Here is a 13,431-nt window from a genome sequence, read left to right on the forward strand (position 1 = left end):
AGTTTCGATGTCCTTCTTTTCCCGCTGGTTCAAATTCAATTCCCAAGACATGGCCATCGACCTCGGCACCGCGAACACGGTGGTTTATGTGCGCGGCAAGGGTATCGTGCTGAACGAGCCATCGGTCGTCGCGGTCGAGACGATCAACGGGATCAAGCGGGTCAAGGCGGTCGGCGACGACGCCAAGCTGATGATGGGCAAGACCCCCGACAGCATCGAGGCGATCCGCCCGTTGCGCGACGGCGTCATCGCCGACATCGACGTCGCCGAACAGATGATCAAGCATTTCATCACCAAGGTGCACGGCGGCAAGCCCAACGCGTTCCGCAGCCCCGAAATCGTGATCTGCGTGCCCAGCGGCTCGACCAGCGTCGAGCGCCGCGCGATCCGCGACGCCGCGTCGAACGCCGGCGCCAGCGAAGTGTGGCTGATCGAGGAGCCGATGGCGGCCGCGATCGGCGCCGACATGCCCGTCACCGAACCGATCGGGTCGATGGTCGTCGACATCGGCGGCGGCACCACCGAAGTCGCGGTGCTCAGCTTGCGCGGTCTCGCCTACACCACCTCGGTCCGTGCCGGCGGCGACAAGATGGACGAGGCGATCGTCTCCTACGTCCGCCGTCACCATAATCTGCTGATCGGCGAAGCGACCGCCGAGCGGATCAAGAAGGATTTCGGCATCGCGCGGATCCCGGCCGACGGCGTCGGGCTGACGATCCACATCAAGGGCCGCGACCTCGTCAACGGCGTGCCCAAAGAAATCTCGATCAACCAGGCGCAGATCGCCGAAGCGCTGTCCGAGCCGATCGGGACGATCGTCGAGGGCGTCCGCATCGCGCTGGAAAACACCGCGCCCGAACTCGCCGCCGACATCGTCGACCAGGGCATCGTCCTGACCGGCGGCGGCGCGCTGATCGCCGAGCTCGACGAACTGCTCAAGGAAGCGACCGGGCTGCCCGTCACGGTCGCCGACGATCCGCTGACCTGCGTCGCGATCGGCACCGGCCGCGCGATGGAGGATCCGGCGTTTCGCGGCGTGCTGCAGCAAGCCTGATCGGATAGCATCGCGTCATGGTCCGCCCGGCACATCGGCGACCGGGGCAATCCCGCAAGGCCCAGACCGGCCTGTTCGTCGCTTACGTCATCGCGGTGACGGGGGCGGTGGCGGGGCTGTTGCTCGCGGTCCTTTCGGTCGTCGATCCCGTCGGTTTCGCGCAGTTGCGCGTCGTCAGCCAGGAACTCGCGGCGCCGGTCGCGCGCGTCTCGCGCTCGGCCATCGGGTCGATCTCGGGCATCGACGATACCGTGGGCGCCTATGTCAAGGCGGGCACCCAGAACCGGCGGCTGCGCAAGGAGCTGGCCGACACGCGCCGCCAGCTCGTCGCGACCAGCTCGCTGCAAGAGGAAAACCGCCAGCTCAAAGCGCTGCTCAAGCTGCAGGAAACCGACAAGACGGCGCTCGCCAACGGCTACCTCCTCACCTCGACCTCGACGAGCAGCAAGCGCATCGCGCTGCTCAGCATCGGGCGCAACCTGGGTGTCGCTTCGGGGCAGCCGGTGCGCGGCGCCGACGGGCTGATCGGCCGCGTGCTCAGCGCCGGGCCGTCGGTATCGCAGGTGCTGCTGCTGACCGACGTCGACAATATCGTGCCGGTGCGCCGCGCCCGCGACGGCCTGCCCGCGCTGGCCTATGGCCGCGGCAACGGCGACCTCGACGTCCGCACCCTCAATATCGCGAACAACCCGTTCAAGCCCGGCGACATCCTCGTCACCTCGGGGACCGGCGGCCTCTATCCGCCGAACATCCCGGTCGCGATCGTCGTGCGCCGCCAGGACGACGGCGCGCTGGCCCGCCCGCTCGCCGATCCCGGCAAGGTCGATGCGGTCGCGGTGCTGCGCCCCTATACTCCCGATAATATCGAGGCGGCAGGCTTGCCTGGCCCGGCGGCGGCCCCCACCCCCGCCCCCGCCCCCACTGGCGCGCCATGAACCGCGCCGCGCCGCGCCTCGGCGAGCCGGCGTCGCTGTGGCGGATGCGGATCGTGCCGATCGCGAGCGTGATGCTCGCCTCGGCCCTGCCGCTGATGCTGCCTTTGATCGCCAATTCACCGGTGCTGCCGCCGCTGGGGCTGCTGTTTTTCCTGTGCTGGCAATTGCTGCGCACCGAATTGTGGCCGGTGTGGATCGGCCTGCCGCTCGGGCTGTGGGACGATTTGTTCAGCGGCCAGCCGATCGGCACCGCGGTCGGGTTGTGGACGCTCGCCAGCATCGCGATCCATTATTCGTCGCAGCGCATCTATTGGCGCGGATTCTTGCACGACTGGGCGATCGCGGCCTTGCTGATCGCGGTCATCCAGTCACTCGCGGCGCTGATCGCGCATCCAGGCGCGGCGACCGGCCGCCTGCTCGGCCTCGTTGCCCCGCAGATCGTCGTTTCGGTGTTGCTCGTGCCGCTGTTCATGCGGCTGACCGGCATGTTTGACAATTTCCGCCTGAAGCGCCGATAGACGGACCCTGTCATGCCGCGCAAAAGTCCGCCGATCACCGAAGCCTGGAGGGGCCTGACCTTCACGCGCCGCGCACTGCTGGTCGGCGGTGGGCAGATGGTCGTCGGCGGCGCGCTGGCGGCGCGGATGGCGTATATTTCGATCGTCGATAACGATCGTTATGTGCTTGAATCGGAAAGCAACCGCGTCAACCTAACGCTGATTCCGCCGCGCCGCGGCTGGATCGTCGATCGCGGCGGCAAGGCGCTCGCCAACAACCGGGTCAGCCTACGCATCGACCTCATCCCCGACCGCCTGCACAACCGCGAGATGGTGCTCGGCCAGCTTCGCACCCTGCTGCGGCTCGACGGCGACGCGATGGAGCGGATCAATCGCGACCTCAAGGCCGCGTCGGGATTCCAGCCGGTCGCGGTCGCCGAGGACGTTGCCGAGGCCGATTATGCCTCGGTCCTCGTCCGCCTGCCCGACCTGCCCGGCGTCGCGCCGCAGCGCGGTTTCGCGCGCAATTACCCGACCGGCGCCGCGGTCGGTCATCTGATCGGCTATGTCGGCGCGCCGAATGCCGAGGAATATCAGAAGGCCAAGGACCCGCTGTACATCACCCCCGGCTACAAGATCGGCAAGGACGGGCTGGAGAAATATTTCCAGGAGATGCTGAAGGGCAAACCCGGCGCACGCCGCGTCGAGGTGACGGCCCGCGGCCGCGTGGTCCGCGATCTCGACACCCAGCCCGACGTACAGGGCAAGACCGTCCACCTGACGATCGATGCCGATCTGCAGGACTATGTCGCGCGGCGCATGGGCCGCGAGTCGGGCGCCGCGGTGGTCATCGACTGCCGCAACGGCGATATTTTGTCGTTCGTTTCGATGCCGAGTTTCGACCCCAACAGCTTTTCCGACGGGATCAGCAATTCGGAATATGCGTGGCTGCGCGCCGACGACCACCAGCCGCTGATCAACAAGGCGACGCGCGGGCTCTACCCACCGGGATCGACGCTGAAGCCGATCGCCGCGGTCGCCGCGATGGAACATGGCGTCGATCCGGGCGAAAAGCACACCTGCATCGGCGGTTACCGGCTGGGCAACCGTTTCTTCCGCTGCCTTGGCACCCACGGCACGATCGACATGCCGACCGCGATCGAGAAAAGCTGCAACAGCTATTTCTACTGGCTCGCGCACCGGCTGGGCTATGACGCGATCGCGCCGACGGCACGCTTGTTCGGACTCGGCGAAGAATATCAGCTGGCCGGCAGCAACCAGCGCTATGGCACCGTTCCCGACAGCGCGTGGAAGATGCGCCGCTATGACCAGAAATGGACCGCGTCGGATTCGCTGAACGCGGTGATCGGCCAGGGTTATGTGCTCACCAACCCGCTGCAACTCGCGGTGATGACCGCGCGGCTGGCGTCGGGTCGCGCGCTGTATCCGCGTCTGGTCAACCGGCCCTTCGACACCAAACCCCTGCCCTTTGCCGCCGAGCATCTGGCGGTGGCGCGCAGCGGCATGGACCGGGTGGTCAACGCAGCCGGCACCGCGGTGCGCAGCCGTCTGCCGCTCGACGGCATCACGATGGCGGGCAAGACCGGGACGGCGCAGGTGCGCGGCCTGGGCACCGGAAACGGCAAGAACGGCACCTGGAAATTCCGCGATCACGGCCTGTTCATCGGCTTCGCGCCGGTCGACAACCCGCGCTATGCGACCGCAGTCGTGATCGAGCACGGCATGGGCGGCTCGCGCGCCGCGGCGCCGGTGGCGAAGGATTTCATGACCTTTCTGTTCGACCGCGAAAAGGCGATGGAAGCGCTGGACACCTTCGAGGCGGGCTGGGGCGGCACGATCAAGGAACGGATGGACCGCGACTATGCGGCGTGGAAATCGGGCGCGTCGAGCGATCCCGATCCCGAGGTGCCGCAATGATCCCCGTCCCACCCGCGATCCGGCGTATCCCGTGGAAGCTCATCGCCATCCTCGGCGGCATCACCGGTTTCGGCCTGCTCGTCCTCTATTCCGCGGCGGGCGGCAGCTGGTCGCCGTGGGCGCTGCAGCAGGGGGTGCGTTTCCTCGCCTTCCTTGCGGTCGCGCTGGTGATCGGGCGTTTCCCGCTGCGAATTTTCGAAGACTTCTCCTATCTTGCCTACATCGGCGTGCTGGTCCTGCTGCTTGCGGTCGAACTTCTTGGCTTCGTCGGCGGCGGCAGCCAGCGCTGGCTCGACCTCGGCTTCATGAACCTCCAGCCGTCCGAATTGATGAAGGTGACGATCGTCGTCGCGCTCGCGCGTTTCTATGCGCAGTTGCCGCCCGGCAACACGCGAACCGTCACCGCGCTGTGGCCGGCGCTGGTGATGATCGGCCTGCCCGCGGCGCTGGTCATGCTGCAACCCGACCTCGGCACCGCGCTCGCGATCTGCACCAGCGGCGTCATCGTGATGTTCGTCGCCGGCCTGCCCTTCTGGTGGTTCGGCAGCGCGGCGCTGGCGGGCGCGGCGGCGCTGCCCGTGCTCTTTTCTTTCCTGCACGACTATCAGCAGAAACGGGTGCTGATCTTCCTCGACCCCGAAAGCGACCCTCTCGGCGCCGGCTATCATATCAGCCAGTCGAAGATCGCGATCGGTTCAGGCGGCATCGGGGGCAAAGGCTTCCTCAACGGCTCGCAAAGCCACCTCGACTATCTGCCCGAAGGCCACACCGACTTCATCTTTGCGACGATGGCCGAGGAATGGGGGCTGATCGGTGGCGTTGCGCTGCTCATCGGCTTTTTCCTGCTGCTGCGCTGGTCGACCCGGGTGGCACTCCGCGCGCGGACGCGCTTCGGCCAGCTGGTCGCGGCGGGGCTGACGATGACGATCTTTTTCTACATCGCGATCAACCTGATGATGGTGATGGGGCTGGCCCCGGTGGTCGGCATTCCGCTGCCGCTCTTTTCCTATGGCGGTTCGTCGATGCTGACCGTGATGACGTGCGTCGGCATCATTCTGGCGATCGAAAACGACAGCAAAACCGGCCGCCGGCGCCTCAGTTAAGAAAAATCTTCGGCCCAGCCATTGCCAACCCGGTAACGGCATGATAGCGGGCCGCTCGCTTCGCAGCAAAGAGGCCTTCCTCTCACTGCACAGCGCGCCGAAAACCGGCACGTGGACGCATAGCTCAGTTGGTAGAGCAGCTGACTCTTAATCAGCGGGTCCTAGGTTCGAGCCCTAGTGCGTCCACCATTTTTTCAACGTAACAACCTTCGGCGCGCCGCGTTCCAACCGGCTGTGCATATGTCGGATTCCATAAGCGATCGTCGCGAACAACAGCCGCCCAGGCCGCATCGCGACCCGGGCGGCTGCCCCCTTATTAGAAGGTCACGCGAGCGCGCAGGCCATAGCTGCGCGCGTCGTTCAGGAAGCGGATGTTCAGCGACGAACCGACCAGCGCCTTTTGCGAGACTTCTTCGTTGAGGAAGTTGCTCGCCCACGCTTCGAGGCGGAAATTGTCGATCGTATAGCCGATGCCGAGATTGAGCGTCGCATACCCCTTTTGCCGGTCGGGGAAGCCCGCCGCGAGCGACGTCTGGCGCGCGCCGCTCAGGAACACGATATCGTCCTCGTTGAACTGGCTGAGGTAGTAGGACGAGCGGTAGTTGAGCAGCGCCTGCCAATCGAGACGCCCCGGCCCGACGTCGAACCATTGCGACAGCCGCGCGCTGACGTTCATCTTCGACGACAGCGGCAAACGGTTGCCGACCAGGCTGATCAGCGGCGAATTGCCGCCGGCGCCAAAATCCTGCGCGCGCGCATCGGCCACGACGCCGCGCGTGATCTTCGTGTCGAGATAGGCGGCGTTGACGTCGAGCCCGAAATTCCCCGGCAGGTTCAGGCGCAGTTCGGCCTCGGCGCCATAGATGCGCGACGCGCCGATGTTGCGGTTGACCAGCGAATAGCCGTTGCACACCGGCGGGGTTTGCGTGCTGTCGAGGTTGATGCAGGTCAGATCCTGAAACACCTGGTTCGAATAGTCGTAGTAGAAACCGGTCAGGTTGAAGACCGCCCGCCGCCCGAACGCATCGAAGCTGTTGCGGCTGCCGACCTCGTAAACGAGCAGCTTTTCGGGGCTGAAGGTTTCGGGGATCGTCGATCCGTTGAAGCTGTCGTTGAAGCCGCCCGATTTGTGACCGGTCGACACCTTCGCATAGAGCATGTTGTCGTCGCTGACGTCGAGCTCGATGCCGGCGCGCCAGTCGACGAAGTTGAACGCCGAGTTGCCGACCTGCTGGCCCGGGATCGTCAGGTTCGCATAGCTGAACCCGCCGTTCGCGGCGGCAGGGCAGTTGACGAAGCCATTGTCGATGTCGGGCCGGTCGATGCAGGTGCCGTTCGGGTTGGTGCCGTTGGCGATGGAGCCGATCTGCTGAATCAGCGTGTCGCGCAGCCCCGGCGTCTTGATCCCCTCGATCAGGAATTGCGCGAGACCCTGCGGGGTGTTGATGCCGGTGACGTCGAAGTTGGGCCGGTCGAGAAGGTTGGGCCGGAAACCCTCGGTGCCGAGGCGGGTGGCGAAGCAGCAGGCGAAATCCTCGCCGCCCAGCGTCAGCGCCCAGTTGCCGCCGATGCCGTAGCGCGACTTTTTCTCGTCGGTGTAGCGAATGCCGCCGAGGATCCGCAGCCGGTCGGTGACGTCGAAGGTGCCGTCGGCATAGAGCGCATAGCTTTCGCCCTGGACGTCGGGCATCGTGAATTCGGTGCCCGAATAGCAGCAATAGCCGCGATCGGCGAGCGCGAGGTAACCGACCGCCTGGTCTTCGTTGAAATAGAAGCCGCCGAGATTCCAGCGGAAGCGCTGATCCTCATTGGCAAACACCCGCGCCTCATAGACCTGACTTTTCGACTGGGTCTGCCAGAAGTTGCCCGAATAATTGTCGTACAGCACCGCCGACAGGTCGCGACCGGGATAGTCGATGCCTTCGCTCGACGCATTGACCTGATAGAAATCGACCGAGCGATAGCTGCCGGTCAGTTCGGCACCGAAGCTGCCGAAATCATAGTTGATCTTGCCCTGAACACCCCACAGCTCGTTTTCCATCTCGCCCTGCAGGCCGCGATACACGACGTTCTTGAGATTGAGCTTGTCGGGCCGCAGACCGGTCGCCTGAACGGCGCTGAAAATGTTCGCGCCGGGATAACCGGTGCCGGTTTCCTTGCCATAGTCGCCGACGATCGAGATGCTGAGCTGGTCGCTCGGTTCCCACAGCAGCGACAGACGGCCGGCGTAATTCTCTTCGAGGCCCGCCGGTTTCAGGTCGCTGGCGGGCGCGCCGGTCGAGACGTTTTTGAAGCCGAAATCGCGATTGATGTAATAGGCCGCGGCGCGCAGCGCGAGGGTGTCGCCGACCGGGATATTGATCGCGCCCTCGGCGCCATAGGAGGAGCGGTTGCCGAACTCGGCCTGCGCATAACCGCTGAATTCGCCGAGCCGCGGCTTGGCGGTGATGATGTTGAGCGTTCCCGCAACCGCATTGCGGCCATAGAGCGTGCCCTGTGGCCCCTTGTTCACCTCGACGCGTTCAAGGTCGTAGAACATCAGGCCCAGCCCGCGCGGGCGCGGGATATAGGTGCCGTTGAGGTGCGGCGCCGCGCCGGGATCGCCGAGTTCGGTGCTGTTCGCCGACCCGACGCCGCGGATGAAGATTTCGACATTGCCCTCCTGATTGGAGATGCTGAGGCCGGGGATCGCGACCTGCAGATTGCGCAAATCGCTGATGCCGTCGCGGCGGAGCTGGTCGGCACCGAGCGTCTGGACGACGCCGGACACATCCTGCAGATTTTCCTCGCGCCGGTTTGCGGTGACGACGATGACATCGTCGCGATCCTCGGCGGCCGTCTCGGACGGCACCGGCTCCTGCGCATAGGCCGGAATGGCGGCGACGGTGGACAGCAGCACCAAAAGCGCCGAGCGCGTAACAATAGCCTTGTTCATAACATCCTCCCTGATTGTCTTCTTATTTGCATGCAAGTTGTGGCCCCGTCGGCGAGACGATCCGCGCCGACGACAAAATCATGTCGAGACTGCCCGACGTCGACAGCGTCAGCGGTGTCTCGACGCGGGCCATGTCGACCCCCGCCTTTTCGAAACAGCGCAGCGGGACCGTGATCCGCGTCCATGTGTCCGTCTTCGCCGCTTCGGTCAGCAGGCCGCGCACCGGAATGCCCCCCGCACAGTTCGTCCCGCATCCCATGAGCAGGCTGACGTCGGCGGACGGGGCCGCGTCGACCTTCAACTCGAGCTCGAGGGCGAGGTCGCCATTGGTCTGGCGCGTCAGGTCGGCGGGCGCATCCTGGACGATCGCCGCAACCCCGTGCCCTGCCCCTGTCCAGCGCAGCCGCACCGAATCCTCCTGTGCCGTGCGGTCGGCCGGGCGCGCCTCGATCAGATCGGGCCCGGGATTGGTCGACAGCGCACCGGGTGCGCCCAGCAACAGCCGGCGTCCGCTGCCCGGTTTTCCGGCCGCGAACAAAGTGCCGGGGTCCGCGATCGCCGCGCTCGCACGCGTCTCGGGCAGCGCCGCAAGCTCACCCTTGTCGGCAAAGCGCAGCCCATAGCCATAGGCAAAAAGCGGATCATAATTCGTATCGCCGACATTGACGGCGGTCTGATCGCTCGATCGCGGCCAGCTGTACGGCAGCTTGCCGCGAAAGTCGGTCTTGCCGAACAAGACGTCCGCCACGCCGCCGCCTTCCGACCCCGGCAGCCAGGCAGCGACGAACGCGTCCGAGCTGTTCAGGAACGGATTGACCCACATCGCGCGCCCCGACAGGAACACCGCAACCGTCGGCACCCCCGCCGCCTTCAGCGACCGCAGCAGCGCCAGATTTTGCGCATCGTCGTAACCGACGTCGGGCCGGTCGCCCTGGAATTCGGCATAGGGATCCTCGCCGAACACGATGATCGCGACATCGGGTTTGGTCGAGTAGCGGCCATCGGCGGATAGCGTCGCGGTCCCCCCCGCCGCCTTGACCGCCTCGTCGATCCCTTGCCAGATCGACTGGGCATTTGGAAAGTCGCTGCGCTTGGTGCCGGTGCCCTGCCAGCTCAGCGTCCAGCCGCCGGTCTGCTTGGTCAGATTGTCGGCGCCATCACCGGCAACCAACATGTTGCCGCCCGCCTTCAGCGGCAGCAAACCGCCTGCGTTTTTCAGCAGCACAAGCGATTCGCGCACCGCCTCGCGTGCCAAAGCGCGATGGTCTTTGCCGCCGAGCAGTTCGAAGCGGCCGCCATAGGGCCGCGACGACGGCTTGCCCGCCTCGAACAGTCCGGCGCGAACCTTCACGCGCAGGATACGCCGCACTGCATCGTCGAGCCGCGCCATCGGCAGCGTCCCGCTCTGCGCATGGGCGAGCGTGGTGCGGTACAAATCCTTCCAGCTGTCGGGCGCCATGAACATGTCGAGCCCGGCGACGACCGACTGCGGGCAATCGGTGGCGGTGCAGCCCGCGACCTGGCCGTGGCCGTTCCAGTCACCAACGAGGAAGCCGTCGAAATTCCAGCGCTCCTTCATCACCCCGGTCATCAGCGAGCGATGACCGTGCATCTTGGCGCCGTTCCAGCTCGAAAAGCTGACCATCACCGACTGGACGCCGGCATCGAGCGCGGGGATGTAAGGGGGGCTGAACAGGTCGCGCAGCTGCGCTTCGGGCATTGCGGCGTCGCCCTGATCCTTGCCGCCGCTGGTGCCGCCGTCGCCGAGGAAATGCTTCGCGGTTGCGACGATATGCGGCCCGCGCAGCCAATCCTTGTCGCCGATCCGGCCCTGCAACCCTTCGATCAGCGGCGCGGCATAGCTGGTCGCAATCTCGGGCGTCTCGCCAAAGCCTTCATAGGTGCGGCCCCAGCGGTCGTCGCGGACCACCGCCAGCGTCGGCGCAAACGTCCAGTCGAGCCCGGTCACGCGCATCTCGATCGCCGTTGCGGCGCCGATGCGGCGGATCAGGTCGGGATTCCGCGCCGCGCCCAGCCCGATATTGTGCGGAAACAGCGTCGCGCCGACGACATTGTTGTGGCCGTGGACGGCATCGCTGCCCCAGATCATCGGAATGCGCGGCAGCGTGCCATGGGGTTTCATCGACGCGGCGTAAAAGGCATCGGCCGCCGCCAGCCAGTCCTTCGCCGGCGCATTGTAGCGCCCGCCCGGATCCGAATTGCCGCCGTTGAGCACCGACCCCAGATGATAGCGATAAACGTCGTCGGGGGTCACGCTCGCGATATCGGCCTGGATGATCTGCCCGACCTTCTGCTCGGTCGACATCGCCGCGATCAGCGCTTCGACGCGGCGCTCGACGGCCGGGTCCACAGCGACCGTCGCCGCGCGCGCGGGCCAGTTCGCCGGAGTTGCCTCGGCGTTCGTCGCTGTGCCCGCCGATTGGGCGGCGGCGCGTTCGAAGAAATTGGGCGAAAGCAGCGCCGTCAGCGATGTCGCTCCCAGCGCCAGAACAGCCGCGCGAGACAAACCCATATCCCCTCCCCGTAATGTCAACGTTTACCGTTTGATCGGTCAACGTTTACCGTCGATTCTCGACAGAAGTCAATAGAGACGCTACAGGAGGAAGGGTGAGACGCGGCGGAGGCGCCGCAGGTCTGGCTACCGTGTTGATCGGAGACGGAAATTTCAAAACGATCAACGATCGTCGATATTGCGCGGGTGGCGGGGGTCACGCCCAAGACCGTGTCGCGCGCCCTCAACGACGCCCCGCACGTCAGCGAAGCGGTCCGCCGCAAGGTCAAAGAGGCCGCGGTCGCGCTCGACTACCATCCCAATCTTGCCGCGCAGAGCCTGATCGCGCGGCGGTCGTACCTGATCGGCCTGACGTACGAACGTCCCAGCCCGAGCTATGTCGTCGAGCTGCAGAACGGCGCGCTCGGTCGGCTCGAAAACGAGCGCTATCGCCTTGTCGTCCTGCCGTTCAACCATGTCGCGAGCCGGCCCGAAGAGCTCGGCAAACTGCTGCTCAGCGCCGGGCTCGACGGCGTGCTGCTGGCGCCGCCGTCTTGCGATCAGCCGGTGCTGCTCGACATGATCGAACGGCAGAGGCTGCCCTACGCCCGCATCACGCCGCACCGCGATCTCGACCGCGGGCTGGTCGTTGCGATGGACGAGGTCGCCGCCGGCCACACCGTCGCCGCGCATATATTGTCGCTCGGGCACCGGCGCATCGGCATCATCCTCGGCGACCCTTCGCACGCCGCAAGCCGGGGGCGGTTCGAGGGTTATCGACAGGCGTTTCAGGAAGCCGGAGTTATGGTCGATGACGCGCTCGTCGGCACGGGCGATTTCACCTACGATGTCGGCTACCGTGTGGCGTTGGACCTACTGAAACGCCCTGCCCGCCCCACCGCGATCCTCGCGCAGAACGACGACATGGCGGTCGCGGCAATTGCCGCAGCGCGCGACCTCGGCCTGTCGGTGCCGCAGGATCTCTCGGTCGCGGGCTTCGACAATTCGGAGGTGTCGCGCACCGCCTGGCCGCAGCTCACGACCGTGCACCAGCCGGTGCGGGAAATGGCGTGGGACGCGGCAAACCGGCTCATTGCGACTCTCGACCGCGATACCGAGTCGGACGCACCCCGCCGCCGCGACCATCTCCACGAGCTGCTCGTTCGCGCGTCGACCGCCCCGCCCGCTGCGACCCGATAGCCGGCGGCGCGATCAATCCGGCGCAATCGGCGGGTTGGCAAATTCGATCAGCTCGCGTGCCTGCTGCGCAAACCACGATCCCGCCGGCGGCGCCGTCATGCCGCGCTCGGGATCGGCCGGACCGCCTTGGCCGCGATGGCATTCGCCGTCCGATTCGCCGGGTATCTTGATCCACAAAAACGCATCGACGTACGGATTTCCGCTGTCCAAAGTCGGCCGCCGTCCCAGTCCGCGGCCGGGCGGGTTGCACCAGACCTCGGCATCCGCATAGCGGCCGGCCGGCGGTTGCCAAGAGCCTTGGCCGTTGCGGCTCGTGTCGATCACTGCGCGCTTCTGCGCTACCGGATCGCGCCGCAGTTTCGCCTGTTCGAACAGGCGGTCGAATGCTGCGTCGGTCGCACCCCACGTCGCCTGATCGGTGAAGTCCGCGGGCGCATATTGGCTGGGACATTCGCGCGGGTCGCGGCCGCCGCGCGTCACCAGCGCGATGCAATCGCTGACCCAGCGGGCATAAGACACGACGCGCGCGTCGCTTTCGAAATTCGATACATTGAGGAAAAATCCCGTCGCGCGCGCAACATCGGCCTTGATCAGCCGATGCGCGGCTTCCCCCGGTGCGAGCCAGCTGCTGCCGGTGCCGTCGAGATACAGGCGTACATCGGGCAATGCGCTGAGGATCGCGACCGCGCCGCGCAGCTGCGCATAGCGTTCGTCGGCCGCTCGATCGTCCTGCCCCGCGGGCTGGCAATGTTCGACCGTCCCGCCCAGCGTCCGGTGCCAGGGGATGACCCCCAGGCCATCGGGTTCGAGAATGACGATCGCCTCGCGCGCGCCGATGCCGGCGGCGAAGCCTTCGATCCACGCCCGATACGCCGCGCTGTCGGCCGCGCCGCCAGCCGAATAGAGCGCGCAGTCGCGGAACGGAATATTATAGGCGATCAGGACCGGCACCTGCCCGGCGGCGGTTGCCCGATCGACGATATCACGCACTCGGGCCTCGACGACGTCGGGCGTCCCGCTGGTGAGCCAGGACCCCGCAGCAAATCGCGACAGCAAGAGGGCATCGTCGCGCGCCTGCCCCTCGAGCCGCGCGGCCGCCTGTTTGACCGTGCTGTTCGGATCGACAAATATGCCCGCGGCCGGCGTTTCAGCCGACGCCGGCGCGCTGATGGCGGCAAGCGATAGCGCCAAACCGAGTGCGAAGCCTTTCACCATTTCCCCCAGCAGAACCTCTGATCCCGACAATGAATGCACCAT

The 13,431-nt window shown here is 66.0% G+C and carries 9 protein-coding genes and 1 tRNA gene; 7 read left to right on the forward strand and 3 right to left on the reverse strand.

All coding sequences use genetic code 11. The annotated features are described in order from the left end of the window. The first annotated feature begins 7 nt into the window (after positions 1-7). From HEQ22_RS08800 to HEQ22_RS08825, 6 genes are all read left to right on the forward strand, one after another. On the forward strand, positions 8-1,054 hold the full coding sequence (locus HEQ22_RS08800) for a rod shape-determining protein (RefSeq protein WP_088441978.1): 1,047 nt from the start codon (positions 8-10) through the stop codon (positions 1,052-1,054). Positions 1,055-1,071: 17 nt separating this feature from the next. Next, on the forward strand, positions 1,072-1,989 hold the full coding sequence (gene mreC / locus HEQ22_RS08805) for a rod shape-determining protein MreC (RefSeq protein WP_432770802.1): 918 nt from the start codon (positions 1,072-1,074) through the stop codon (positions 1,987-1,989). Further along, positions 1,986-2,507 (forward strand): rod shape-determining protein MreD, encoded by a 522-nt coding sequence (locus HEQ22_RS08810; RefSeq protein WP_432770803.1) that lies wholly within the window; start codon positions 1,986-1,988, stop codon positions 2,505-2,507. Before mreC ends, HEQ22_RS08810 begins: the two co-directional genes overlap by 4 nt. Before the next feature lie 12 nt (positions 2,508-2,519). Then, the gene (mrdA, locus tag HEQ22_RS08815) at positions 2,520-4,424 is read left to right on the forward strand and encodes a penicillin-binding protein 2 (protein WP_432770804.1); all 1,905 of its coding nucleotides are present in this window, start codon (positions 2,520-2,522) and stop codon (positions 4,422-4,424) included. Continuing rightward, positions 4,421-5,527, forward strand: coding sequence for a rod shape-determining protein RodA (gene rodA, locus HEQ22_RS08820; RefSeq protein WP_432770805.1), 1,107 nt, complete (start codon positions 4,421-4,423; stop codon positions 5,525-5,527). The genes mrdA and rodA overlap by 4 nt, the downstream gene beginning before the upstream one ends. Before the next feature lie 113 nt (positions 5,528-5,640). Further along, positions 5,641-5,716, forward strand: a tRNA-Lys gene (locus HEQ22_RS08825). A 127-nt stretch (positions 5,717-5,843) separates the two neighbouring features. Here HEQ22_RS08825 and HEQ22_RS08830 read toward each other — a convergent pair. Then, entirely contained in the window at positions 5,844-8,462 is a 2,619-nt protein-coding gene (locus HEQ22_RS08830) for a TonB-dependent receptor (protein ID WP_432770806.1), read from the reverse strand. Positions 8,463-8,484: 22 nt separating this feature from the next. After that, complete coding sequence (locus HEQ22_RS08835; protein ID WP_432770807.1) at positions 8,485-10,995, reverse strand: glycoside hydrolase family 3 protein; 2,511 nt, start codon at positions 10,993-10,995, stop codon at positions 8,485-8,487. A gap of 186 nt (positions 10,996-11,181) precedes the next feature. On the opposite strand from HEQ22_RS08835, the gene HEQ22_RS08840 reads away from it, so the two are divergent. Further along, complete coding sequence (locus HEQ22_RS08840; RefSeq protein ID WP_432770808.1) at positions 11,182-12,174, forward strand: LacI family DNA-binding transcriptional regulator; 993 nt, start codon at positions 11,182-11,184, stop codon at positions 12,172-12,174. A 12-nt stretch (positions 12,175-12,186) separates the two neighbouring features. Here HEQ22_RS08840 and HEQ22_RS08845 read toward each other — a convergent pair whose 3' ends face one another. Continuing rightward, entirely contained in the window at positions 12,187-13,431 is a 1,245-nt protein-coding gene (locus HEQ22_RS08845) for a glycoside hydrolase family 6 protein (RefSeq protein WP_432770809.1), read from the reverse strand.

The sequence above is a fragment of the Sphingopyxis sp. genome, from assembly GCF_050916055.1.
GTDB lineage: Bacteria > Pseudomonadota > Alphaproteobacteria > Sphingomonadales > Sphingomonadaceae > Sphingopyxis.